The following is a 23,737-nucleotide window of genomic DNA, read 5'->3' as shown; positions in this document are numbered from 1 at the left end:
CGCGGACGGGCCTGATCGCTGGCCGGGTGCTACCCCTCCAGCCCCGAAAGCTCCGCCACCAGCCGCCCCAACGCGGCCAGGTCATCCTTGCCCGCGCCCTGGTTCACCAGCAGTTCCAGCAGGGGTGCGGCCATGGCCGTGGCGGGCCCGAAGACGTCATGGTCGCGGATGGCGGCGGCGGCCAGCCGCATGTCCTTGCGCATCAGCTCCGCCCGGAAGCCCGGGGTGTAGTTACCCGCGATGATGCGCTTCGCGTGGTTGCGCAGCACGAAGGAATCCGCCGAGCCGCCGGAGAGCGCGGTGCGCATCGTCTCCGGGTCCAGGCCGGCCTTGCGGCCCATGGCCAGCGCCTCGCTCACCGCCGTCAGTGTGGCGCAGATGATGAGCTGGTTGGCCGATTTGCAGATCTGCCCCGCCCCGGACGGCCCCAGATGCGTGATGGTCTTGCCCACGGCCGCGAAATAGCTGGCGGCCTGCGCGAAGCCTGCCGCATCGCCGCCCACCATGCAGGTCAGCGTGCCGTCAATGGCACCCTGCGGCCCGCCCGAGACGGGGCTGTCCAGCAGTGTCACCCCCTGTTCGGCCAGCCGCGCCGCGAAGCCCTGGGTGGCCTGGGCGGAGATGGTCGAGAAATCAATCACCACGCTGCCCGCCCCGGCCCCCTCCGCGATGCCGCCAGGTCCGAACAGCGCCAGTTCCACATCGGGCGTGTCGGGCACGCAGAGGCCGATGATGCCCGCCTCCCGCGCCGCCTCGGCGCCCGTGTCGCACCAATGGGCGCCCATGGCCTCCAGCTCGGCCGCCTTGCCGCGGCTGCGGCTGTGGATGGCCAGGTCGAAGCCGGCGCGCCTGAGGTTGGCGGCCATGGCCGCCCCCATGATGCCAAGGCCCACGAAGGCCACGCGGGCGGGCGGGGGAATGTCGGGCATGGGCGTTTCTCCTTGTCTGGGGATGGGGGCCGCCCCGCGAAGGGCGGCCCGGCGGGTCAGAGCGGCTCGCCCGCGCCCGTGCCCTCCATGGGGGTGGGCATGCACCATTCGGTGCCGCGCGGGGTGGTGACGTATTCGGGCCAGCGCAAATCCACCGGCGGCACGAAATCGGCCGGCAGCAAGGGCGGCACCCAGCCGGGCCCGCCCACGCCGCCGCCGCTGCGCTCGCGGAACTCGGCCTGGGCGGCGGCGAGCGTATCGGGCTCGGTGGCCAGGTCCACCAGCGTCAGCGCCATGGTCTTGGCGGCGACGAACATGCCGGGATCAATGGCGCCGGGCAGGCCGCTCAGCGCGTTGTAGGTCCAGGCCGGATAGGCATGCCCGCGCGAGGGCGGGCGCAGCCGCGGCCGCCCCGCCAGTAACCGCACCGTGGGCGCGTGCCAGGAGAATTCCACATAATCGTCCGCGCTGAGGTGCTTCTGCCAGGAAGGCAGGCCCGCGCGCAGCCTGCTCTCGAAGACATCGGGCGGCATCAGCGTGGAGGCTTCGGGGTTGAAGGGGTCCGCCATGGGCTCCAGGCCGAGATTGCGCTGCATCTCGCGGCCGAATTCCAGCGCCTCCTCGCCATAGACGGGGGCGCCGACGGCCTGGAGGTTCTTCCAGGTCAGGTTCGTCAGCGCCGTGTTGGGCACGCCCACCCGCGTCTTGGTCACCCAGCGCACGAAGGCGCGGCAGCCGGTGCTGCCCGCCGCGTGGCGGGCGTTGTTGGCCAGCACGCGCCAGATCTGCTCCTGGATGCCGAGCGAGGAGGAGCGCCAGGAATACTGGATCTGCGCGAAGCGCGGCGGCAAATTGTCCGAGGTGGCGCCGCCATCGCCGAGGACGAACTCGTTCAGCGTCCAGGACCCGGCGTGGGGGAACATCGCCTCCTTGGTGTATTTCGTCGTGGTGTACATCAGGCACATGGCGTCGAGCGCGCCAGGGCAGCGGGCCGCGGCGTGCGCGCCCTCGATGGGCACCAGCGTGGGGTCGATCCAGGTCTCGGGGCTGTCGGCCTCGAAGGTGATGATGGCGCTCCAGTAGGCGCCGAAATGCGTCTCGCTGGTCACGGTGTTGTAGGGCCAGGGGTGCCAGACCACGGCGGCGTCCAGGCCATCATAGTAGCCCTTCGCCGCATGGATGGGCTTGGACCCGCAGACCTTCTCCGCGGGCTCGCCGAACAGCTTCAGCGTGCCGGGGATATTGTGCTGGCGCATCGCCTCCCGCGCGCCGAGCGTGGCCGCCAGCGAGGCCGTGCCCAGCATGGAATGCGGGTCCGTGTGGCCGGCGGTGTAGGGGTGCAGCCCCGCGCGCGGGGCCTTGTGGGGCACCACCTGCTGCGAGTTGCCCGGCACCGCGTCATATTCGGAGAAGCCGGCCAGCACCGGCCCGCCATTCCCGTTCTTCCAGGTGGCGACGAAGGCGGTGGGCATGCCGCCCGAACCCGCCTCCACCTCGAAGCCCTCGGCGCGCAGCAGCTCCACATAGTCGGCGGCCGAGCGGTATTCGCGCCAGGCGGGTTCGGCGTGGTCCCAGATGCGGGAGCAGAAGGCGGAGAAGCGTGCCTCGTTGGCCGTGATGTAGGACAGGGCCGTGTCGCGGGGGGTGCTCATGCGCGCCTCACATTCCAGAAGGTGGCGAAGCCGTCATTCACGCCGGTCAATGTGCGGCGGAAGGCGGTGGGCTGGAGATATTGCCCGGTGGGGTAGTAGGGGACCTCGCGCATCGCCTCGAGCTGGATGTCGCGGCAGATGGCCTGTTGCGCGGCCTCGTCCGGGGCGGTGAACCAGTCCTGGCGAAGCTGCTCGATGCGCGGCATGTTCGCCCAGCCGGCATAGCCCGCATCGCCATTGCCGCGCAGCGCGATATGTCCCGCCGGGTTCAGCCAGTCCGTGCCGGCCCAGTTGGTGACGAAGGCGCTCCATCCGCCCTCGGCGACCGAGCCGCGGCGGTTGCGCCGCTGCAGCATGGCGTTGAACTCGACCGAATAGACCTCGACGTTCAGGCCCGCGCGCTTGAACTGGTCCTCGACCACAGCGCCCACCGTGGCGTTGGGCAGCGAGGTGGAAGGGATCATCAGCAGCACCGTCTCGCCATTGTAGCCGGCGGCGCGCAGATCGGCGCGCACGCGGTCATAGTCGCGCGGGCCGGTGAGCGGTTCGAGGCCCGCATCGGAGGCCATGGGCGTGCCCGGCGCGAAGAAGCCGAGCGGCACGTGGTAGAGGCTGCGGTCCTGCCCCACCAAACCGTGCATGCAGGAGGCCTGGTCTATGGCGCCCCACAGCGCGCGGCGGATGGCCGGGTTGTTGAAGGGTGCCTGGAGGTGGTTGACGCGCACCATGCTGACGAAGCCCGAGCGGTCCAGCACGCGCACCTCGACCTGGCGCGCGCGGCGCAGCATGGGCAGCATGTCGTGATAGGCGTATTCCTGCCAATCCTGCTCACCCGCCATCAGCGCGTTGGTGGCGGTGGCGATGTCGGGCATGACGCGCCATTCGACGCGGTCGAAATGCACGACCTTGGGGCCCGCGGTCCAGGAGACGGCGCCATCGCGCCGCGGCACATAGTCCTCGAACTTCGTGTAGACATATTGCGCGCCGGGCACGCGCTCATCCGTCTTGAAGCGGAAGGGGCCGCTGCCGATCAGCTCCGGCACCTGCTGGAAGGGGTCGGTGTTGGCCAGCCGCTCCGGCATCATGGCGCAGACCGGCACCGAGGCCTTGCCGAGCGCGATGGGCAGCAGCGGGAAGGGGCGCTTCAGCCGGAAGCGGATGGTGCGGTCATCGGGGGCCGAAAGCTCATCCGTCGCGTCCAGCAGCGTGGTGCCGAAGGGGTCACGCCGCGCCCAGCGGCGGATGCTGGCCACGCAGTCCCGCGCCAGCACGGGCGTGCCATCATGGAAGCGCAGCCCCTCGCGCAGGGTCAGGTTCCACAGCTTGCCGTCATTCTCGATGGTGTGCCCATCCACCATCTGCGGCGTGGCTTGGTAGTTGCCGTCCATGCCGTAGAGCGTGTCGAAGACCATGTAGCCATGGTTGCGGCTGACATAGGCGGTGGTCGTGACGGGATCGAGCGTCACCAGGTCCTGTTGCGGGGTGAAGCGCAGCGTGGTGGCCGCCTGCGCGCGCAACGCGGATGGCGCGGCGAGCCCGGCCATGGCGCCCGCGCCGAGCGCGGGCAGCAGGTGACGTCGGTGCATGATGTGGCACTCCATAAAATGGATTTAGGTGCCGGTGGCTGCGCCGCTCCCTTGGCGTCTCAGTCTCTTATCGTGCGGGGGAGGGTCCGGCGGGGCGCCCCGGGTGTCAACCCGTCGGCGCCACGCCGTGGGCCTCAGCCCTTCTTGGCGGCCTGGAATTCGGCGAAGAAGCCGGTGGGGCGGGCCAGCCGGTTTTCCATCTTCACCAGCACGCCGGCCTCGGCCATCGCCTTGAGGTAGGTGCCCCATTCCGGATCGGCCGCCATGGCGTTGCGGCGCGCGTCGCGGTCGGCCATGTCCTTGTAGCCCCAGATATGGACCACGGTGTTCAGCTCGCCCTCGGCGGTGGCGTACCAGCCCAGGCAGTTCTCCAGATACTTCTTCTGCAGCGGCCAGGCCTTCTCCTCGTAGATCTTCACGAAGGCGGGCAGCTTGCCGGGGGCGGCGGTGTAGATGCGGATGTCGACCAGCATGGGGCGTTCCTGTTCCAGGTTTCAGCCCGCGCATGATCGGCGAAACGCGCCTCGCCGCAAGGTCAGTTGGAAATCACCATCCGGTTCTCGGCCGCCAGCAGCGCGAAGCCGAAGCGCCGCACCTCCTCGGGCGGGATGGGGTTGCCGCCGATGCGGACCAGCCGCAGCGCGGGGTTGGATTTCAGCGCGTCGGGCAGGGCGGTGAGGTTGTTGTCGCGCAGGTCCAGCTCGTGCAGGCGACGGTCCGCCAGCACGGCGTCGGGGATGTGCCGCAGCCCGCGCCCGCGCAGGTCGAGCACCAGGGGCGCGGACGGGTCGGCCAGGAAGCCCGCCAGGGCGCGGAGGTCTTCGGGCGGGCGGGCCAGCGGCGCCGCGGGCGGGGCCGTGAGTTGCGCCACCACCAGCAGCGCGGCGCCCAGCCCACCCCATACCGGCACGCCCGCCAGCCGCACGAAGCCGGCACGGGGCGTCTCACGCCGCCGCCAGGCCAGCCAGGCCAGCACCAGCGCCACCACGGGGAAGACCGCCAGCACGGCCAGCCCGGCGCCGCGCAGCCAGGCGCCGTCCTCCATCACCTTGTGGCCGCTGGCCACCACCACGGCGACGGTCAAGGGCAGGGCCAGCACCGCCAGGATGACGGTGAAGCCGACGAGCACACGAAGCAGAGATGTCATGCAGGCAATGTGTAGTCCTTGAAGCGCTTCTTCAACTCGGCCTTCCACAGCTTGCCCGTGGCGGTGAGCGGCAGGCTGTCCACGAATTCCACCTGGTCGGGCATCCACCACTTCGCCACCTTGCCCTCCAGCACCGCCAGCACGCTTTCCGCGGTCGGGTTCGTGCCGGGCTTGGGGACGACCACCAGCAGCGGCCGCTCATCCCATTTCGGGTGCGCGACCGGGATGGCGGCGGCGAGCTGTACGTCGGGGTGGGCCAGGGCCAGGTTCTCCAGCGTGATGGAGCTGATCCATTCCCCGCCGGATTTGATCACGTCCTTCGCGCGGTCCACGATCTCGATGGCGCCGAGCGCATCGAGCGTCACCACATCGCCGGTGGCGAACCAGCCATCGGCGCTGAAGGCGGGTTCGTTCTCGCGGTTGAAATAGGCGCTGGCCACCCAGGGGCCGCGCACCTCCAGCTCGCCGAACGCCACCTCGTCCTGCGCGATGGGTTTGCCGTTCGCGTCCAGCACGCGGAAATCCACGCCATAGGGCGGGCGGCCCTGCTTGCGGCTATAGGCCAGCCAGCGCGCGTCATCCCAACCCGCCGTCTCGGCCTTGCGGACATTGGTGGAGCCGAGCGGGCTGATCTCCGTCATGCCCCAGGCGTGGACGATTTCCACGCCATAGTCGCGCAGGAAGCCCTCGGTCACGGGAACGGGCAGGGCGGTGCCACCCACGACGAGGCGCGGAGGCTTGCTGAACCTCCGCGACGGGTCCGCGCGCAGCCATTGCAGCAGCATGGTCCAGATGGTGGGCACGCCGGCCGAGAAGGTGATGCCCTCGCCCTCGAACAGCGCGAAGAGGCTGGCGGGGTCGAGGCGCGGCCCCGGCAGCACCATGGAGGCCCCCGTCATCGCCGCCGCATAGGGGATGGACCAGGCGTTCACGTGGAACATCGGCACCACGGGCATCACGACATCGCGCGCCGACATGCAGAAGATGTCCGGCGAGATCGCCGTCATGGCGTGCAGCACCGTCGAGCGGTGGGAATAGAGCACGCCCTTCGGCATGCCCGTGGTGCCCGAGGTGTAGCAGAGCGAACAGGCCTCCCGCTCATCCAGTTCGGGCCATTCATAGGCGCCGTCCTCGCCGGCCATGAGGTCCGCCATGGAGAGCACCTCCACCGGGAAGTCGGGCGTCTCCGCCACCGGCCCCATCAGCACCACGGCGCGCAGGCAGGCGGGCAGCTTGTCGCGCACCGCCAGCAGGGCGGGCAGCACCGAGGGGTCCACGAAGACATGCGTGTCCTGCGCGTCCTCCAGGATATAGGCGATCTGGTCCGGAAACAGGCGCGGGTTCACCGTGTGCATCACGGCCCCCATGCCCGAGACGCCGTAGTACAGCGCCAGGTGCTCGCGCGAATTCCAGGCGAGGGTGGCGATGCGCTCGCCCGGCTGCACGCCGCGCCGCGCCAGGGCCTGGGCCAGGCGCTTCGCGTCATCCTCCGCCTCGGGCCAGGAGAAGCGCGTCGCCACCCCCTGCGGGTCCACCGAGACGAGCTTGCTGCCGCGATGGTGCTTCGCCGCATGGCGCAGCAGCGACGAGACGAGAAGCGGGTGGTCCTGCATCAGGCCGCGCATGGATCATTCTCCCTGGGGTTTATTTCCAGGGAGTATGCCGAGGCTTGGGGCGCCGCGCTACACGCCCAGACGGCCCGACTTCGCGGCCGCGTAGCGCGCGCCGATGCGGCCCCAGTGCAGCACCTGCCACCAGGACTTGATGTACTCCTCGCGGCGGTTCTGGTAGCGCAGGTAGTAGGCGTGCTCCCAGAGGTCATTGCCCATCAGCACGCGCTCATCCTGCATGAGCGGCGTGTCCTGGTTGGGCCGGCGCGTGATGGCCAGCGCGCCTTCGCGGTTGACCGTCACGAAGGCCCAGCCCGAGCCGAAGACATCGCTGCTGGTGCCCTCGAACTGCTCGCGGAAGCGGTCCATGCTGCCGAAGTCCCGGTCTATGGCCGCGCGCAACTCGCCCTGCGGGCCGGCGCCGTCGCCGCCCATGATGTGCCAGAACATGCTGTGGTTCGCATGCCCGCCGCCATTGTTGCGCAGCTTGGTGCGGATGTCGGAGGGTGCCTGCTCGATGCGCGTCAGAAGCTGTTCCAGCGGCAGGCGGGCCAGCGTGTCATGGCCCTCGAGCGCGGAATTGAGCTGGCGCACATAGCTCCGGTGATGGCCGCCATGATGCAGTTCCATGGTGCGCGCATCAATCGCGGCCTCGTTGGCGTCGAGGCCATAGGGCAGGTCGGGCAGGCGGTGCGGCACGTCCTGCGCACGGGCGGGTGCCGCGGCGATGAGGCCGAGGCCCGCGGTGAGGAAAAGCGAACGGCGGTGGAGGCTGGGCATGGCACGCATCCTTCGGGGTGTGGGGGCGGCACGAATCCAACCCAACTGGACAGCCCGGGTTGCCCGCGCTACCGCCCCCAGGCTGAAAACAACGGTCGGCAAAGCGGAGACTGTCCATGAGCGAACCGAGCCTGATCCTGAACCGGGAGGGCCATGCCGGCACCATCCTGATGAACCGGCCGAAGGCGCTGAACGCGCTGGACATCCACATGATCCGCGACTTCGCCCACGCCATCGCGCAGTGGCGCCATGCGGCGGAGGTGAAGCTCGTGCTGCTCGAAGGTGCCGGCGGCCGCGCCTTCTGCGCCGGTGGCGATGTGCGCGCCGTGCGTCAGGCCGCCATCGAGGGCAATCGCGCCCCGGTCGAGGAGTTCTTCACCGAGGAATACGCGGTGAACGAGGGCATCGCCCTCTTCGGCAAGCCCTGGGTTTCCATCATTGACGGCATCTGCATGGGTGGCGGCATCGGCCTCGCCATCCACAACGGCCCGCGCGTGGTGAGCGAGCACGCGCTGCTCGCCATGCCCGAGACCGCCATCGCGCTGTTTCCGGATGTCGGCACCAGCCATATCCTGCCGCGCCTGCCCGGCGCGCTGGGCACCTGGCTGGCGCTGACCGGCGCGCGGCTGACGGGGGCGGATGCGGTGCATGCCGGCCTCGCCACCCACTACGTCCCGCGCGAGAAGCTGGCGGCCTTGCGCGCCGCCCTGGTCGAGACGGGCGATGCCGCCGTGGTGGAGCGCTTCGCCGAAGCGCCGCCCGCGCCCAGCTTCGCCGAGCACCGCGCCACCATTGATCGCTGCTTCAGCCAACCCTCGGTGCTGGACATCATCCGCGCGCTGGAGGCCGAGGGAACGGAATGGGCCGCGTCGCAGGTGAAGGTGCTGCGGCGCATGTCGCCCACCAGCCTCTGCGTGTCACTGGAACTGCTGAAGCGCGGCGCGGCGCTGGACCTGCGCGGGTGCCTCGATGAGGAGTTGCATCTGACGCGCGTGGTGGTGCACGATCATCCCGACTTCCGGGAGGGCGTGCGCAGCGTGCTCGTGGACAAGGATGGCAGTCCGTCCTGGACCCCCGCCACGCTGGAAGAGGTGGACCACGCCGCGATCCGCGCGATGTTCCGGTAAGCTCCCCGGCGGTAAGATAGTAAGATGGTAAGATGGTAAGGCGGGCCGCGAAGCCCGCCTTACCAATCTCGTTCAGCGCGCCGCCGCGGCTGCCGCCGGGAAGGCGAAGTTGTCGTAGCTGTTCTCCGACACGCGGAACCACTGGAACAGCTCGTTCCGGTAGGGACGGTAGCTGTCCCACAGCGCGCGGAAGCGCGGGTTCTGGCCGGCCAGGTCCGCCATCAGCGCCTCGTTGGCGGTCCAGGCGGCCTGCATCATCTCGCGCGGGAAGAAGCGCAGCTGGGCCCCCGCGGCCACCAGGCGCCGCAGCGCGATGGGGTTCAGGTGGTCGTAGCGGCTGGTCATCTCGCTGTCGGCTTCCGCGCAGGCCACCTGGATGGCGGCCTTGTAGGCGTCCGGCAGCGCGTCATAGGCGCGCTTGTTGGTCATCATGTGCAGGCGCGCGGCCGGCTCGAACCAGCCCGGCGCGTAGTAGAAGCGCGCCACGCGGAAGAAGCCCAGGCGCTCGTCATCATGCGGGCCGGTGAACTCGGTGGCGTCGATCGTGCCGCGCTCCAGCGCCGGGTAGATGTCGGCCGGGGCGATCAGCGTGGGGGCCGCGCCCATGCGCTGGAACACCTGGCCCGCGAGGCCCGAGATGCGGAACTTCAGCCCCTGCACATCCTGCTGGCTGCGGATCTCGTTGCGGAACCAGCCGCCCATCTGCGCGCCCGTGTCGCCCGCCGGGAAGGCCTGGATGCTGTAGTCGGCGAAGAGCTGGTCACCCAGCTGGTTGCCGCCGCCATGCCGCAGCCAGGCCGTCAGCTGGCGGGTGTTCAGGCCGAAGGGCATGCAGGTGAAGAAGGCGAAGCCCGGCTCCTTGCCGATATACCAGTAGGAGGCGGTGTGCCCGGCCTCGATGGTGCCGGCCTGCACCGCGTCCAGCACCTGCAGCCCGGGGACGATTTCGCCCGCCGGGAATACGGAGATTCGGAAGCGGTTGTCGGTCAGCGCCGCGACCCGGCTGGCGATGCGCTCGGCGGTGCCGAACAACACGTCCAGGTTGCGCGGGAAGCTGGACTGGAAGCGCCAGCGGACCTCGGGGTTGGCCTGGGCCAGCGCCGGGGCGGCCAAGGCCATGGGGGCGGCCGCCGCGGCGGCGCCCAGGATGATGCGGCGATTCATTGCGGAAAATCCTCCCTGCGGGAAAGTTTCTGAATGGCGTCTATCGCATCGGTTCGCGAAGCGGAAGCGCGTTCGCGCGCTGCCGGGCTTGGTGGATGGAGGAAGCCACGCCAGACTTCCCCCCGATGAACGGGAGGTGGTCATGACCTCATTTGCCGCGCGCGGCCTGTGGCTGCTGGGCGGGCTGTGCCTCTGGCTGGCCTTTGCCCCCGCGGCCCCGGCGCAGACCGGCAATCCCGCGCATGACGCGCTGACGGCGCGGCCGGAGGCGGAACGCCGGCAGATCATCCTGCAGGCGCTGCGCGCGGTGGGGCAGGGCTGCGGCAGCGTGGCGCGGCTCTTTTCTGCCGGATTCGACGCGCGGCGCAGCGCCTATTGGGATGCGCGCTGCGCCGATGGCGGCCAGTGGCGGATCCGCCTGCCGGCCGAGCGCTTCGCCCAGCCCAGCCTGCAGCGTTGTGGCGCGGGCGCGCCCGCGCCACAGGGCGGCCCCTGCTTCCAAGCGGTGGCCGCGGCGCCGGCCGGCGCGCAGCCCCGCGCCACCGCGAGCCCGGCCACCGCGCCCCCGCCCGGCGCGCGCTTCGGCGCCATCTACACCACCGATCAGCCGCGCGCCGCCTATGGCTTCGCCAATGGCCGCCCCGACCGCCTGGCGGTGAACCTCTCGGCGCTGCGCGCCTGCGAGGGCATGGCCGAAGGCGCGCCCTGCCAGTTCCGTGGCGAGATCATCAACCGCTGCGCCGCCCTGGCCTTCGCCCTGACCCGCAACCCGCGCGAGGTGCTGCGCGACCATCGCACCCAGGCACAGAACCTCGCCACCACGGGCCAGGGCCGCACCCAGGCCGAGGCGGAGGCGGCCGCGCTGGAGGCCTGCCGCCTCGCCGATCGGGAAGGGGGGAATTGCCGCGTCATGGCGGCGGGTTGCTAACCTCAGGTGGTTCTTCGCCCGCAATCTCATGGCGCCCAGGCGCATGTGCGTGTAGCCTCTCGCAACCAGAGGGAGAGAGGCAGGGACATGACCGGACGTGGAAGACCTGCGCCTCTGTGGCTTCTCGCGCTGCTGGGTCTCTGGCTCGGCCTTCCGGTGGCGGCGCAGGCCCAGACGGGCAACCCCACGCATGACGCGCTCTCGGCCCGAGGCGAGCAGGAACGCCGGCTGCTGTTTCTCCAGGGGCTGCGCGGCACGGGCAATGCCTGCAACAACATCGCGCTGCTCTTTCCCGCCGGGCTCGACGCGCAGCGCAGCGCCTATTGGGATGTCCGTTGCACCGAGGGCACGTCCTACCGCACGCGCATCCCGGCCGAGCGCTTCGGCCAACCCGCCTTCCTGCGCTGCGGCGCCTCGGCCCCCGCCCCGCAGGGCGGGCCCTGCTTCCAGCCGGTGGAGGCCGGGGCCGGGGCGCAGGGCCATGCGGCGCAGACCGCCCAGTCCTGCCAGGCCGCCTGCGCCCGCCAGCCCCAGGCGGCGCAGAACCAATGCGTGCAGCGCTGCGTGGGCGGGGCGGGGGTGCGGGCCGGCGCGCAGACCGCCGACACCCTGCCCCCCGGCAGCCGCTTCGGCGTCTTCTACCACACCGACAACCCGCTGGCCGCCTTCGGCTTCGCCAATGGCGGGACCGACCGCCTGGCCATCAACATGCAGGCGGTGCGCGCCTGCCAGGCCATGGCGGGGCCCGTGCCGTGCAAGTTCCAGGGCGAACTGGTGAACCGCTGCGGCGCCCTGGCTTTCGCCGTCAGCCGCCACCCGCGCGCGCTGGCCATGACCTCCGACATCTCGACCCAGGTGCTGAACCTCGCCGCCACGGGCGAGGGCGCCACCCAGGCCGCCGCCGAACAGGCCGCGCTTGAGGCCTGCCGCCGCGCCGAGGGCCCCGGCGTGCAATGCCGTGTCGTGGCCACGGGATGCTGACCGCCATGCCCCCCCACATCTCGTCTGGAGTTCGCCCGATGCGCCGTTGGCTCCTTGCCCTGGGCCTTTGCCTTCTCGCCGCCACGCCCGCCCCGGCGCAAAGCCTGCTGGACCAGGTGCGCGCGCGCGGCGAGGTGCGCTGTGGCGTGAATGGCGGCCTGCCCGGCTTCTCCGCGCCAGACCCGCAGGGGGTGATGCGCGGCTTCGACGCGGACCTCTGCCGCGCCGTGGCCGCCGCCGCACTGGCCGACCCGGCGCGCGTGGCCTTCGTGCCGCAGGCCACGCCCGAGGACGGCTTCGCGGAGCTGGAGGAAGGCCGGATAGACCTGCTGGCGCGCAACACCACCATCACCCTCAGCCGCGCCAGCCGCCGCACCCTGGCGCCGGGCCCGGTGATGTTCTTCGACGGGGCGGGTTTCCTGGTGCCCACCTCGCTCGGCGTCTCCAGCCCGCGCAACCTGGATGGCCGCACGCTGTGCTGGGCCGGCGCGGAGGGCGGCGCCACCGGCCTCGCCATCGAGGATTTCGGCCGCCGCCTGGGCAAGGTCTGGACGGTGCGTCGCTTCGCCTCACCGCCCGAGGTGGTGGTCGCCATGCGCGCCGGCGACTGCCACGCCTTCGTGGCCGACCAGGGGGCGCTCGCCACCCGCCGCGTCACCGACTTCCCCGATCCCGACAACTGGGCGGTGCTGCCCGAGCTGATCTCGCAGGAACCCCTCGCCCCCTGGGTGCGCGCGGGCGACGAGCAGTGGCGGGACCTCGTCTTCTGGACCATGCAGCTGCTGATCACGGCCGAGGCGAATGAAATCTCCTCCGCGCGCCTGCCCGAGATGCTGGCCAGCCCCGATCCGCGCATCCGCCGCGTGCTGGGCCTGGCGCAGGGCTTCGGCGCGGGCCTCGGCTTGCCCGACGACTGGGGCGCGCGCGTGATCCTGGGCGTGGGCCACTACGGCGAGATCTTCGAGCGCAACCTGGGCGAGGGCTCGGTCTTCGGCATGGAGCGCGGGCTGAACGACCAGTGGACGCGCGGCGGGCTGCTCTATGGGATGCCGCTGCGGTAGCGCCTGATCGCCTTCGGTGAGGATCACCGACGGCGTGAATCAGCCGCCCGGCTGTGCCTGATCGCCTTCGGTGAGAATCACCGACGGCGTGAATCAGCCGCGCCAAATACCGCTCAGGGCAATGCCCTGAGCCGCTGCTCCACGATATCGCGCCAGGGCGCGTTCGCGGGGGCTTCGGCCAGCAGGGCGGTCCAGGTGGCGCGGGCCACCTCGTTGCGCCCGGCCCGTGCCTCGGACAGCCCAGCCAGGAAGCGCAGCCGCGGGTCGCCCGGTTCCAGCGACAATCCGCGTTCGATCCAGCGGCGGGCGGCTTCGGTGTTGCCGCGCTCGATCTCGACCTCCGCCAGGTCACCCGCCAGGCCCACGTCGAAGCGGATGGCCTGGGCGCGTTCCCAGGCGGCGGCGGCCTCGGTCCAGCGGCCGCGGTTGCGCTCGGCATTGCCCAGCAGGATGAAGCCCTGGCGGCCGATCTCGGTGTTGGGGTCCTGCGTGGCCAGCCGCTCGCGCAGGCGGTTCAGCAGCTCATCCTCCTGCGCGCCCATGGCCTGCCGGATTTCCAGCGTGGCCGAGGGCATCTCCGGCGTGCCGCGCCAGATATAGGCGCCCACCCCCGCCACCGGCACCAGCACCAGCGCCGCCAGCACCAGCGCGGAGGGGCGGGGCGGGGCGCGGAAGGCCTCGGGCGCGGGGGCGGCCAGCAGGCGGCGCTGCACCTCCACCGTGGCGGCGCGGAAGGCCACCTCGTCCAGCCGCCCTTCGTCGCGCTGGAGTTCCAGTTCCGCGAGCTGCGCCTCGAACAGCGCGCGATCGGCCTCGCCGCGCCCGCGCGGATTGGCGGGGCGCAGGAAGGCGTAGAACAGCGGTGCGAGAATCAATGCGGCGACGATCGCCAAAGCCACCCAGGTCACGCGCGATGGTCGCCTTTCGAATCCTGTGCGGGCACGATCCGCGCGAGGCGCGCCCGTTCCGCCTCGGTCAGTTCCACCTCGCCCACGCCGGCGCCTGCCGCGGCACCGCGCCGGCGGATGCGCCAGATCGCGAAGAGGCCACCCGCCAGCGCCAGCGCCGGCGTGGCCCAGAGCAGCATGGTGGCCGTGTTCACGGGTGGGCGCAGCAGCACGAAGTCGCCATAGCGCTGGTGGACGAAGCGCATCACCTCGTCATTGGAGGCGCCGGCCGCGATCTGTTCGCGCACCAAAAGGCGCAGGTCGCGCGCGAGCGAGGCGTCGCTGTCCTCGATGGACTGGTTCTGACAGACGAGGCAGCGAAGCTCACGCCCGATCTCGCGCGCGCGCTGTTCCTGCGTGGGGTCTTCCAGGCGATAGGTGGTGTCGCCGATCTGCGCCAACGCGGGCGAGGCCAGCAGCGCCAGGACAAGGGCCAACCGCCTCATGCGCGCAGCCGGTCGAGCAGCGGGTTCACTTCCTGGCTCATCAGCTCGGGCGTGATGGGCCCGGCCCAGCGCCAGCGCACCACGCCCTGTCGGTCAAGGATATAGGTCTCGGGCACGCCATAGACGCCCCAGTCAATGGCCACGCGCCCCGGCTGGTCCACACCCAGCCGCGTGTAGGGGTTGCCGTGGCGCGTCAGGAAGGCCTGCGCGTCGGGCGCGCGGTCCTTGTAGTTCACGCCATAGACCGGCACGCCGCGGCGGTGCAGCGCCATGAGGTGCGGATGCTCGATGATGCAGGGCACGCACCAGCTGGCCCAGAAATTCACCACCACCGGCCCGGGCAGGTTCGCGAGGTCGGCCGAGGCCAGGGTGGGCAGGCCCGAGCTTTCCAGCGGCGGCAGGCCGAATTCCGGCACGGTGCGGCCGATCAGCACCGAGGGCACGCCGCGCGGGTTGAAGCTGCCATCCTGCAGCCCGCGCAGCATCAGGTAGAAGCCCGTGCCACCGGCCAGCGCGACGCCGAGTGGGGCGAAGATCAGCAGGTTGCGGCGGGAGGTGGCGGTGCTCATGCCGGGGCTCCGGCACGGGCGGCTTCCTCGGCCTCGCGGCGGCGGCGGTTGGGTGCGGCGATGCGCACGCGGCGGTCACTCAGCGAAAGCCCCGCCCCCAGCGCCATGATGCCCGCGCCGATCCAGATCCAGGGCGCCAGCGGCTTGTGGTGCATGCGCAGCACGGCCTCGCGCTGGCCGGTGGGGCCGTCGCGCTCCTCGCCCAGCACGGCGTAGAGGTCGCGCGCCAGGTTGGTGCGGATGGCGGCCTCGGTCGTCGTCATGCGTCCCACGGGGAAGAAGCGGCGCGAGGGCTCCATCACGAACTGCACCTGGCCGTCGCGCAGGACGGTGATGCTGGCCTTGCGCGCGGTCCAGTTGGGGCCCTGGAAGTCCCGCACATGGTCGAGGCGCCATTCATAGCCCGCGAATTGCGTGGTGCCGCCGGCGGGCAGGGCGATGAGGCGCTCGGTCGCCAGCCCCATGCCGGAGATGCCCAGGATGGTGACGCCCATGCCCGCATGGGCGATGGCGGCCCCCCAGGCGGCGCGCGGCAGATGGCGCGCGCGGTTCATCACATTGGCGAACTTCGTGCGGCCCAGCCCCGAACGGTCGCCGATGTCCACCGCCGCCCCCGCCAGCAGCCAGAAGCCGCAGGCGAAGCCGAGTGCCGGCAGCGCGTTCCACCCGCCCAGCACCAGCGCCAGGATGAAGGCGAGCAGCGCGATGCAGGCGGCCCACCACAGGCGTTGCAGCACGGGCCAGAAGGCCGCGCGCTTCCACGCCATCAGCGGCCCCATGGCCATGGCGACGACCAGCGGGAAAGCGAGCGGCGCGGTGGCCATGTTGTAGAAGGGCGGGCCCACCGAGATCATCTGCCCCGTGAGCAAATCCAGGAACAGTGGATAGAGCGTGCCCACGAAGACCACCGCCGTGATGGAGCACAGCAGCAGGTTGTTCAGCACGATGCCGCCCTCGCGCGAGAGCGGTGCGAAGACCCCCTGCGGCGCCATGGCCGGCGCGCGCCAGGCGAACAGCGCGAAGGCGCCCGCCACATAGACCGCCAGCAGCCCCAGGATGAAGACGCCGCGCGCGGGGTCCGAGGCGAAGGAATGCACCGAGTTCAGCACGCCCGAACGCACCAGGAAGGTGCCCAGCAGGGACAGCGCGAAGGCCAGCAGCGCCAGCAGCACGGTCCAGACCTTCAGCGCCTCGCGCTTCTCGACCACGATGGCGGAGTGCAGCAGGGCGGCGCCCACCAGCCAGGGCAGCAGCGAGGCGTTCTCGACGGGGTCCCAGAACCAGAAGCCGCCCCAGCCCAGCTCGTAATAGGCCCACCAGGAGCCGATCGCGATGCCCATGGTCAGGAAGGCCCAGGCGGCGAGCGACCAGGGCCGCACCCAGCGCCCCCAGGCGGCGTCCACGCGCCCCTCGATCAGCGCCGCCACGGCGAAGGCGAAGGTCACGGCATAGCCGACATAGCCCACGTAGAGCAGCGGCGGATGAATCGCGAGGCCGATATCCTGCAGCAGCGGGTTCAGCCCCTGGCCATCGGGCGGCGGCGGCCAGACGCGGTCGAAGGGGTTGGAGGTGAACAGCGTGAAGGCCAGGAAGCCCAGCGAGATCATGCCCATCACCGCCAGCACGCGGGACTTGAGGCCCGAGGGCAGGTCCCGCCCGAAGCCCGCCACCGCGGCCGCGCAGATGGCCAGCGTCAGCACCCAGAGCACCATGGAACCCTCATGGTTCCCCCAGGTGCCCGTGATCTTGTAGATCAGCGGCTTCGCCGAGTGGCTGTTCTGCACCACGTTCATCACCGTGGTGTCGTTCACCACGAAGGACCAGATCAGCGCGCCGAAGCCCACACCCACGGCCACCAGCCCCGCGAAGGCGAGTGGCGAGGCCGTGGCCATCAGCCGCGCATCGCCCCGATGCGCTCCCCACAGCGGCAGCACGGACTGCGCGACGCTGAGCATCAGCGCCATGATGAGGGCGAAATGGCCGATCTCGGGGATCATGAGCCGGTCCTTGGCGTGTTGGCGGCGGCGGGCTGGGTGCCGCGCAGCGTGTTCCACTGGTTGGGCGGCGGCGGCGCGCCGGCCTCGGGCTGCCAGTGGCCGGCGCGCTTCAGCGCATCGGCCACTTCGGGCGGCATGTAGGTCTCGTCGTGGCGGGCCAGCACCTCGCGCGCGCGGAAGGTGCCGTCGGTGCCCATGACGCCCTGCGTCACCACGCCCTGGCCCTCGCGGAACAGGTCCGGCAGCACGCCGTTGAAGACCACCGGAATGGCGTGCGCGCCATCAGTCACGCGGAAGGTGATGGCGGGGCGGCCGTCATAGGTGGCGTCGCGCACCACGCTGCCGGCCTCGACCAGCCCGCCCAGGCGGAAGGCGCGGCCCTCCGGCGGGGTTTCCGCCACGATGTCCGAGGGCGAGCGGAAGAAGACCAGGTTGTCCTGGAAGGCCGTCAGCGTCAGCGCGGTGGCGGAGCCCAGGCCGATCGCACACAGCATCAGGATGTAGAGGCGCCGGCGCTTGCGAGTCATGATTTTCCCCTGGCCCGGGTTTCTAGCCGGGCGAGTTGCCGCTTCGCATTGCGGTGACGCAAGAGCGCCGCCACCGACAGCGCGCCGAAGACGATGAGGGTCAGGGCCCAGCTCAGGCCGATGAACCACCAATGGGCCGTGTTCATGCCTCGGCCCCGCGCAGGGTGGCGGGCGTGGCATCGGCGCGGCGGGCGGCGGCCATCTGCAGGGCGCGCACGCGGCGTTCCATCACGGCCGCGCGGGTGGCCGCCAGCACCACGGCCGCGAAGGCGAGCGAGAAGCCCAGCGTGCACCACAGCAGCGGGTAGAGGATGTCCACATGCATGGCCGGCGTATCGAGCCGCGTGACGGAGGCCGGCTGGTGCAGCGTGTTCCACCAATCCACCGAGAACTTCACGATGGGCAGGTTCACCACGCCGACCAGCGCCAGGATGGCGCCCATGCGCGCGCCGCGCTCCGGGTCGTCGAAGGCGCGCACCAGCGCCACATGCCCCAGCCACAGGAAGAACAGCACCAGAACGCTGGTCAGCCGCGCATCCCACACCCAGTAGGTGCCCCACATGGGCCGCCCCCAGAGGCTGCCGGTGATGAGGCAGAGCGCCGTCACCGCCGCGCCCACCGGGGCCAATTCGCGCGCGGACAGATCCGCCAGCGGGTGCCGCCAGATCAGCGACATCACGGAGAGGATGGCGAGGCCGAGATAGCCCCCCATCGCCAGCCAGGCCATGGGCACATGCACGAACATGATCCGCACCGTCTCGCCCTGCTGCCAGTCCGGCGGGGCGAAGACCAGTGCCCAGGCCACCCCCGAGCCGAGCACCAGCAGCGCCGCGCCGGCCAGCCAGGGCAGCCAATTGTCCGTCAGCCGCAGGAAACGGCCCGGGTTGGCGAAGCGGTGCAGCGATGTCGTTGCCCCCGTCTGGCGGGGTGCGTCTTGGGTCGGGGCGTTTTCCACAGTGGCCACACTAGGCTTTATGGCCCTTCACTTAAAGCGTTTGCCCCACCATGAAAGGGCCACGCAGGCGGAACGTCCGATGGGTGTGGCCCCAGGTGCAGGCCAGGGGGGCAGGCCAGGGGGGGCAGGCCAGGGGGGGCAGGCCAGGGGGGGCAGGCCAGGGGGGGCAGGCCAGGGGGGGCAGGCCAGGGGGCGATGGCCAGGGGGCGATGGCCAGGGCGGCCGGGATATGCGAGCAATTCGCCCCCCATCAACCACAGGGCCCGGCATGCCGCAGCACTTCCTGGTCAAATCCGAACCCGATGTCTTTTCCTGGGAGGACCAGGTGCGGAACGGCGTGGAACCCTGGACGGGCGTCCGCAACGCCCAGGCCGCCAACTTCCTGAAGAGCATGGCGCTGGGTGACCTCGCCTTCTTCTACCACTCCAACATCGGCAAGGAGATCGTGGGGGTGGTGGAGGTGGTCCGCGCCGCCTACCCCGACCCCTCGGACGAGACGGGGCGCTGGGTCTGCGTGGATGTGAAGGCGGTGAAGCCCGTGAAGCGCCCCGTGACGCTCGCCGAGATCAAGGCCGAACCCAAGCTGGAGGGCATCGCCCTGGTGCGGCAGTCGCGCCTGTCGGTCATGCCCATCTCGCCGGAACATTGGAGGGTGCTGTGCGGGATGGCGGGGATTTGAGCGGCGCCACGCGGCTGCTCTGCCGCCTCTCCGACATTCCGGATGGCGAGGCGCGGGGCTTTTCCGCGCCCCCGGGCGGGTTCACGGGCCTCTTCGCCGTGCGCCGCGGCGAGACGGTGCATGTCTATGTGAATTCCTGCCCGCATATCGGCGTGCCGCTGGAACCGGTGCCGGACCGCTTCCTGGACCGCAAGCGCGAGCTCATCGTCTGCGCGGCGCATGGCGCGCGCTTCCGGGTGGAGGATGGCGTCTGCGTCTCGGGGCCTTGCCTGGGCGATGTGCTGGAAGCGGTGCCGGTGACGATGCAGGGCGACGAGGTGCATGTGCCGGCCGAGGCGGGGCGTTGACCTGCGGCCCCGCCATGCCATTGTAAACGCCAGGGAAGGCGCCAACGGCAACCATAGATCCAGGAACCGTCCATGACGCTGCTTTCCCACCGCCTTCTGCCCCGCCGCCTCCTTTTGGGCGCCGCCGGCGCCACCGCGCTGGCCTCTCCCGCCCTTGCCTTTCCCGATCGCGTGGTCCGCATCATCTCGGGCTTTCCGCCCGGGGGGCTGAACGACGTGGTCAGCCGCGCCATGGCCCAGGTGCTGGGGCCCATCCTCGGTCAGAACGTGGTGGTGGAGAACCGCGTGGGCGCGGGCGGCAGCCTGGGCGCCACCATGGCGGCGCGGGCGCAGCCCGATGGCCACACGCTGTGGATGGGCATCGTGGACACCCAGGCCATCCTGGCCACCGCCATGCCCAACCTGCCCTATGATCCCGACCGCGACTTCGCGCCGATCAGCTTCGTGGCGAACGTGCCCTTCGCCTTCATCACCGGCCCCTCCAAGCCCAATATCCGTGACTTCCAGGCGCTGATCGCCGCCGCCCGCGCCGAGCCGGGGCAGATCACCTTCGCGAGCTGGGGGGTGGCCTCCACCTCGCATTTGGCGATGGAGCGCGTGCTGCGCCAGCAGGGCGTGGAGATGCTGCACGTCCCCTTCACCGGCCAGGCGCCGGGGATGAATGCCATCGTGGGCGGGCAGGTGGACTGCATGTCGCTGCCGGCGGGCGGCGCCGAGGGCGTCTGGCGCGATGGCCGCGTGCGGGTGGTGGCCGTGGCGGCGCGCGAGCGCGTGCCGCTCTACCCCGACGCGCCCACCATCCTGGAACTGGGCGGTACGCTCGATGCCGGGCTGTGGAAGGCCATCTACGCCCCCGCCCGCACGCCCGCGCCCATCATCCGCCGGTTGAACCAGGCGGTGCATGAGGCCATGCGTCAGCCGAGCTTCATCGAGGTGCTGCGGCTGCAGGGCGCCGTGCCCGCCCCCTCGACCCCCGAGGAGCTGGGCGAGTTGCAGCGGCGCGACCGCGAAGCCTGGGCCGAGGTGGTGCGCGCCACCAACGCCTTCCTGCGCTGAGAGGGCCAAGGGGGGTGACGGGGGGCGTCGTGTACCGGCTGATCAGCGCGACGCCGTCGCCCTATGCCCGCAAGGTGCGGATCGCGCTGCTGGAGAAGGGCATCCCCTTCGACCTCCAGACCGAGGTGCCCTGGCACGCCGACACCGCCACCCCCGCCTACAACCCGCTGGAGAAGCTGCCCGTGCTGGTGATGCCCGATGGCACCGGCATCTATGAAAGCCGCTTCATCCTGGAATGGCTGGAGGTGAAGCACCCCACCCCTCGCCTGCTGCCCGACGACCCGGACGGGGTGCTGGCCGCGCGGCAAATCGAGGTGATCGCGGACGGGGTGTGCGACGCCGTGGTGCTGCTCTTCTTCGAGCGTCGCCGCGAGGCGCCGAGCGAGGCCTGGATGGCCCGGCAGCGCCGCAAGGTGGAGGGCGGCGTGCGGGCGCTGGCCGCCCTGGCCGGTGAGGGCTTCCTGGTGGGCGACCGCTTCGGCCTGGCGGACATCGCGGCGGGCACGGCGCTGGGCTACCTGGCGGTGCGCTTCCCGGAATTCGACTGGGCGGCCGAACACCCGGCGCTGGCGGCGCTGCACGCGCGGCTGGAGGCGCGGCCCAGCTTCGCCGCCACGCGGCCGGTGCCGCAGTCCATCACGGAAACCGTCGTTTAGCGTCCGATCGTCCCGGCGGCACGCCGGGGCGTGAATCGGCCGCCCGAGCCGCGTCCGATCGTCCCGGCGGCACGCCGGGGCGTGAAGCGGCCGCCCGAGCCGCGTCCGATCGTCCCGGCGGCACGCCGGGGCGTGAATCGGCCGCCCGAGCCGCGCCCGATCGTCCCGGCGGCACGCCGGGGCGTGAATCGGGCGCGCAGCCCGGGTCCCTTAATGCACCCCGCCCGCCTGGTGCGGGCTGTCCAGGGAGAACGCCGGCACCGTCGCGTCGAATTCCTCGCCCGTCTCGACCACCACCATGTGGAAGGTGCCGCGCATGAAGCCGGACGGCGTCGGCAGCGGCGTGCCGGAGGTGTATTCGAAGGCCTCGCCGGGATCGAGGACGGGCTGTTCGCCCACCACCCCCTCGCCATGCACGCGCATGGTGCGGCCCTGGGCGTCGGTGATGAGCCAGGTGCGCTTGAGCAGCTGCACCGGCAGCGGGCCCTCATTGGCGATCTCGATCTTGTAGGCCCAGACGAAGCGCGCCTCGGCGGGGTCGGACTGGTCCTCCAGGTAGAAGGACCGCACCGAGACGCGCACGCCGCGTGTGGTGGCGGTGAAGGGAGTCATGCGCGCCGCATCGCGGCGGTGGCGGCCCCGGCCCCCATCAGCATGGCCCCGCCCAGCCGGTTGAAGGCGCGGCGCACCGCGGGCCGCGCCACGGCGCCGGAAAGCCGCCCCGCCAGCAGCGCGTAGAGCAGGGCATTGGCGGCGGCGAGAGTGACGAAGCTGATGACCAGCAGCGCCGCCTGCGGCAGGAAGGGCGCGGCGGGGGTGATGAACTGCGGCACGAAGGCCACGAAGAAGGCGATGCCCTTGGGGTTCAGCGCGGTCACCACATAGGCGTCGCGGAAGGCGCGGCGGGCGGGCAGGGCGGGGGGCGTGCCCTCGGCCACCGGCGCCCGCCACATGCGCAGCCCCAGCCAGAGCAGATAGGCCGCGCCCACCCACTTGAGCACCGTGAAGCCCAGGCTGGACGCCGCCAGCAGCGCGCCCAGCCCGGCCAGCGAGAGGGTGATGGCCGTAAGGTCGCCCAGCGCCACCCCCGCCACCAGCGGCAGCGCCCGCCCGCGCCCCTGCCCCAGCGCCTGGCCCACCACCAGCATGATGGTGGGGCCCGGGATGGCGAGCATCGCGGCCGAGGCGAGGAGGAAGGCGAGCCAGGTTTCGAGGGTCATGCCGTGCATTCCAGCACGGCATGCGCCCGTGACGCCACTATTCCGCCGCGCGGCCGATTCACGCCTTCGGTGAGTCCACCGAAGCCGATCGGACGCTACTCCGCGGCGCGCGCGGCGGGCGTGGCCAGGGTATCCAGCGCCTGGGCCAGGTCCTCGATCAGGTCCCCCACATCCTCCAGCCCGACCGAAAGCCGCACCGTGCCGTCGCTGATGCCGAGCCTGGCGCGCTCCTCCTCGCCCACGCGCATGTGGGTGGTGGTGGCGGGGTGGGTGGCGAGGGACTTGCTGTCACCCAGGTTGTTGGAGATGTCCACCAGCTTCAGCGCGTTCATGAAGCGAAAGCATTCCGCTTTCCCACCCTTGATGTTGAACGTCACCAGCGTGCCGCCCGCCGTCATCTGCCGCACCGCCAGCGCGTGCTGCGGGTGGTCGGGGCGGAAGGGGTAGAAGACGCGGGCGATCTCGGCGCGCTCGGCCAGGAAGTCGGCGACGGCGGCGGCGTTGCGGCACATCTGGTCCACGCGCAGCTTCAGCGTCTCGACCCCCTTCAGGATCACCCAGGCATTGAAGGGCGACATGCCGGGGCCGGTGTTGCGGATGAAGGGCTGCAGCACCTCGTCCACCCATTTCTGCCGGCCGAGCACGGCGCCGCCCAGCACCCGGCCCTGGCCGTCCATGTGCTTGGTGCAGGAATAGACGACGACATCCGCGCCCTGTTCCAGGGGGCGTTGCAGCAGCGGTGTGGCGAAGACGTTGTCCACCACCACCAGCGCGCCGGCCTGGTGCGCCAGTTCGCAGACGGCCTCGACATCCACCAGGTCCAGCATGGGGTTGGACGGGCTTTCCAGGAGCACCATGGTCGTGGGGATGGAAAGGGCCGCGCGCCACTGGTCCAGGTCGCCGCCATCCACGAAGACGCTCTCGATGCCATAGCGCGGCAGCAGCGTGGACACGATCCAGTGGCAGGAGCCGAAGAGGGCGCGGCTGGCCACCAGCCGGTCGCCGGTCTTGAGGTGGGAGAGCAGGGCGGAATGCACGGCGGCCATGCCGGTCGCCATCAGGCGGCAGGCCTCCGCACCTTCCAGCGCGGCCAGCCGATCTTCCAGCATGGTCAGCGTCGGGTTGCCGAAGCGGCTGTACTGGTAGTGCTGGATCTCGTTCTTGAAGGTGGCCTCGGCCTGCTCGGCGCTGTCATAGACGAAGCCGGAGGTGAGGAAGAGCGCCTCCGCCGTCTCGCCATGGTTGGAGCGGTTGAGGCCGCCGCGAACGAGCTGCGTGGCGGGGCGGAGCTTGCGGGAATCGGTCATGGTGAGCACCTCGAAAGCCTGACAGGCGTCCGGCACCCTGGTCCGGGTGGAGGGACTGCCCGCGAA

Annotated in this window: 26 protein-coding genes; 8 read left to right on the top strand and 18 right to left on the bottom strand. The window is 71.1% G+C overall.

Going from position 1 to position 23,737, the window contains the following annotated elements:
* Positions 1-29 precede the first annotated feature (29 nt).
* The 7 genes from GGQ83_RS17295 to GGQ83_RS17265 all read right to left on the bottom strand — a co-directional run bounded on the left by GGQ83_RS17295 (position 30) and on the right by GGQ83_RS17265 (position 7,704).
* Positions 30-929: an NAD(P)-dependent oxidoreductase gene (locus tag GGQ83_RS17295; protein ID WP_184386232.1), complete on the bottom strand. Its 900-nt coding sequence runs from the start codon at positions 927-929 to the stop codon at positions 30-32.
* 56 nt (positions 930-985) lie between these two features.
* Positions 986-2,581 carry a zinc-binding metallopeptidase family protein gene (locus GGQ83_RS17290; RefSeq protein WP_184386231.1) on the bottom strand — a complete coding sequence of 532 codons (1,596 nt, stop codon included), beginning with the start codon at positions 2,579-2,581 and terminating at the stop codon, positions 986-988.
* Positions 2,578-4,167 carry an ABC transporter substrate-binding protein gene (locus tag GGQ83_RS17285; RefSeq protein ID WP_184386230.1) on the bottom strand — a complete coding sequence of 530 codons (1,590 nt, stop codon included), beginning with the start codon at positions 4,165-4,167 and terminating at the stop codon, positions 2,578-2,580. Before GGQ83_RS17285 ends, GGQ83_RS17290 begins: the two co-directional genes overlap by 4 nt.
* Positions 4,168-4,301: 134 nt before the next feature.
* Positions 4,302-4,640, bottom strand: a complete 339-nt coding sequence (locus tag GGQ83_RS17280) for an NIPSNAP family protein (RefSeq protein ID WP_184386229.1) — start codon at positions 4,638-4,640, stop codon at positions 4,302-4,304.
* A 62-nt stretch (positions 4,641-4,702) separates the two neighbouring features.
* Entirely contained in the window at positions 4,703-5,314 is a 612-nt protein-coding gene (locus GGQ83_RS17275) for a hypothetical protein (RefSeq protein WP_184386228.1), read from the bottom strand.
* Positions 5,311-6,939: a long-chain-fatty-acid--CoA ligase gene (locus tag GGQ83_RS17270; protein ID WP_184386227.1), complete on the bottom strand. Its 1,629-nt coding sequence runs from the start codon at positions 6,937-6,939 to the stop codon at positions 5,311-5,313. Before GGQ83_RS17270 ends, GGQ83_RS17275 begins: the two co-directional genes overlap by 4 nt.
* A gap of 57 nt (positions 6,940-6,996) precedes the next feature.
* A complete protein-coding gene (locus GGQ83_RS17265) occupies positions 6,997-7,704 on the bottom strand; it encodes a superoxide dismutase (protein ID WP_184386226.1) in 708 nt (235 codons plus the stop codon).
* A 116-nt stretch (positions 7,705-7,820) separates the two neighbouring features.
* Between GGQ83_RS17265 and GGQ83_RS17260 the strand changes: the two genes are divergently transcribed.
* Positions 7,821-8,831: an enoyl-CoA hydratase/isomerase family protein gene (locus GGQ83_RS17260; protein WP_184386225.1), complete on the top strand. Its 1,011-nt coding sequence runs from the start codon at positions 7,821-7,823 to the stop codon at positions 8,829-8,831.
* 72 nt (positions 8,832-8,903) lie between these two features.
* Here GGQ83_RS17260 and GGQ83_RS17255 read toward each other — a convergent pair whose 3' ends face one another.
* Positions 8,904-9,995, bottom strand: coding sequence for a TRAP transporter substrate-binding protein (locus tag GGQ83_RS17255; protein WP_184386224.1), 1,092 nt, complete (start codon positions 9,993-9,995; stop codon positions 8,904-8,906).
* Between the two features lie 142 nt (positions 9,996-10,137).
* Here GGQ83_RS17255 and GGQ83_RS17250 point away from each other — a divergent pair, with 142 nt between their 5' ends.
* From GGQ83_RS17250 to GGQ83_RS17240, 3 genes are all read left to right on the top strand, one after another.
* The gene (locus GGQ83_RS17250; protein WP_184386223.1) at positions 10,138-10,923 is read left to right on the top strand and encodes a DUF4189 domain-containing protein; all 786 of its coding nucleotides are present in this window, start codon (positions 10,138-10,140) and stop codon (positions 10,921-10,923) included.
* Positions 10,924-11,010: 87 nt separating this feature from the next.
* The gene (locus GGQ83_RS17245; protein ID WP_184386222.1) at positions 11,011-11,904 is read left to right on the top strand and encodes a hypothetical protein; all 894 of its coding nucleotides are present in this window, start codon (positions 11,011-11,013) and stop codon (positions 11,902-11,904) included.
* A gap of 38 nt (positions 11,905-11,942) precedes the next feature.
* Positions 11,943-12,965 carry a transporter substrate-binding domain-containing protein gene (locus tag GGQ83_RS17240; RefSeq protein WP_184386221.1) on the top strand — a complete coding sequence of 341 codons (1,023 nt, stop codon included), beginning with the start codon at positions 11,943-11,945 and terminating at the stop codon, positions 12,963-12,965.
* Between the two features lie 113 nt (positions 12,966-13,078).
* On the opposite strand, the gene ccmI is transcribed toward GGQ83_RS17240, so the two are convergent.
* Genes ccmI through GGQ83_RS17205 form a run of 7 tightly spaced genes read right to left on the bottom strand, consistent with a single transcriptional unit; the run spans position 13,079 to position 18,406 of the window.
* A complete protein-coding gene (gene ccmI / locus GGQ83_RS17235; RefSeq protein ID WP_184386220.1) occupies positions 13,079-13,873 on the bottom strand; it encodes a c-type cytochrome biogenesis protein CcmI in 795 nt (264 codons plus the stop codon).
* The gene (locus GGQ83_RS17230) at positions 13,870-14,358 is read right to left on the bottom strand and encodes a cytochrome c-type biogenesis protein (RefSeq protein ID WP_184386219.1); all 489 of its coding nucleotides are present in this window, start codon (positions 14,356-14,358) and stop codon (positions 13,870-13,872) included. The genes ccmI and GGQ83_RS17230 overlap by 4 nt, the downstream gene beginning before the upstream one ends.
* Positions 14,355-14,927, bottom strand: a complete 573-nt coding sequence (locus GGQ83_RS17225; protein ID WP_184386218.1) for a DsbE family thiol:disulfide interchange protein — start codon at positions 14,925-14,927, stop codon at positions 14,355-14,357. Before GGQ83_RS17225 ends, GGQ83_RS17230 begins: the two co-directional genes overlap by 4 nt.
* Positions 14,924-16,924: a heme lyase CcmF/NrfE family subunit gene (locus tag GGQ83_RS17220; protein ID WP_184386217.1), complete on the bottom strand. Its 2,001-nt coding sequence runs from the start codon at positions 16,922-16,924 to the stop codon at positions 14,924-14,926. Before GGQ83_RS17220 ends, GGQ83_RS17225 begins: the two co-directional genes overlap by 4 nt.
* The gene (gene ccmE, locus GGQ83_RS17215) at positions 16,921-17,451 is read right to left on the bottom strand and encodes a cytochrome c maturation protein CcmE (protein WP_184386216.1); all 531 of its coding nucleotides are present in this window, start codon (positions 17,449-17,451) and stop codon (positions 16,921-16,923) included. Before ccmE ends, GGQ83_RS17220 begins: the two co-directional genes overlap by 4 nt.
* Positions 17,448-17,597, bottom strand: a complete 150-nt coding sequence (gene ccmD / locus GGQ83_RS17210; protein ID WP_184386215.1) for a heme exporter protein CcmD — start codon at positions 17,595-17,597, stop codon at positions 17,448-17,450. Before ccmD ends, ccmE begins: the two co-directional genes overlap by 4 nt.
* Positions 17,594-18,406, bottom strand: coding sequence for a heme ABC transporter permease (locus GGQ83_RS17205; RefSeq protein WP_184386283.1), 813 nt, complete (start codon positions 18,404-18,406; stop codon positions 17,594-17,596). Before GGQ83_RS17205 ends, ccmD begins: the two co-directional genes overlap by 4 nt.
* Positions 18,407-18,674: 268 nt before the next feature.
* Here GGQ83_RS17205 and GGQ83_RS17200 point away from each other — a divergent pair, with 268 nt between their 5' ends.
* The 4 genes from GGQ83_RS17200 (at position 18,675) to GGQ83_RS17185 (ending at position 21,144) form a co-directional block, all read left to right on the top strand.
* Positions 18,675-19,085 (top strand): EVE domain-containing protein, encoded by a 411-nt coding sequence (locus GGQ83_RS17200; RefSeq protein ID WP_184386214.1) that lies wholly within the window; start codon positions 18,675-18,677, stop codon positions 19,083-19,085.
* Entirely contained in the window at positions 19,082-19,432 is a 351-nt protein-coding gene (locus GGQ83_RS17195) for a Rieske (2Fe-2S) protein (RefSeq protein ID WP_184386213.1), read from the top strand. The genes GGQ83_RS17200 and GGQ83_RS17195 overlap by 4 nt, the downstream gene beginning before the upstream one ends.
* Positions 19,433-19,504: 72 nt before the next feature.
* Positions 19,505-20,488: a Bug family tripartite tricarboxylate transporter substrate binding protein gene (locus GGQ83_RS17190; RefSeq protein ID WP_184386212.1), complete on the top strand. Its 984-nt coding sequence runs from the start codon at positions 19,505-19,507 to the stop codon at positions 20,486-20,488.
* 29 nt (positions 20,489-20,517) lie between these two features.
* A complete protein-coding gene (locus GGQ83_RS17185; RefSeq protein WP_184386211.1) occupies positions 20,518-21,144 on the top strand; it encodes a glutathione S-transferase N-terminal domain-containing protein in 627 nt (208 codons plus the stop codon).
* A gap of 210 nt (positions 21,145-21,354) precedes the next feature.
* Here GGQ83_RS17185 and apaG read toward each other — a convergent pair whose 3' ends face one another.
* From apaG to metZ, 3 genes are all read right to left on the bottom strand, one after another.
* Positions 21,355-21,756: a Co2+/Mg2+ efflux protein ApaG gene (gene apaG, locus GGQ83_RS17180; RefSeq protein WP_184386210.1), complete on the bottom strand. Its 402-nt coding sequence runs from the start codon at positions 21,754-21,756 to the stop codon at positions 21,355-21,357.
* Complete coding sequence (locus GGQ83_RS17175) at positions 21,753-22,364, bottom strand: LysE family translocator (protein WP_184386209.1); 612 nt, start codon at positions 22,362-22,364, stop codon at positions 21,753-21,755. The genes apaG and GGQ83_RS17175 overlap by 4 nt, the downstream gene beginning before the upstream one ends.
* A gap of 95 nt (positions 22,365-22,459) precedes the next feature.
* The gene (metZ, locus tag GGQ83_RS17170; protein ID WP_184386208.1) at positions 22,460-23,671 is read right to left on the bottom strand and encodes an O-succinylhomoserine sulfhydrylase; all 1,212 of its coding nucleotides are present in this window, start codon (positions 23,669-23,671) and stop codon (positions 22,460-22,462) included.
* Positions 23,672-23,737: the final 66 nt, after the last annotated feature.

It is taken from the genome of Roseococcus suduntuyensis, from assembly GCF_014196305.1.
In the GTDB taxonomy this organism is placed as follows: domain Bacteria; phylum Pseudomonadota; class Alphaproteobacteria; order Acetobacterales; family Acetobacteraceae; genus Roseococcus; species Roseococcus suduntuyensis.
This window is presented reverse-complemented; position numbering and strand designations above follow the sequence as displayed.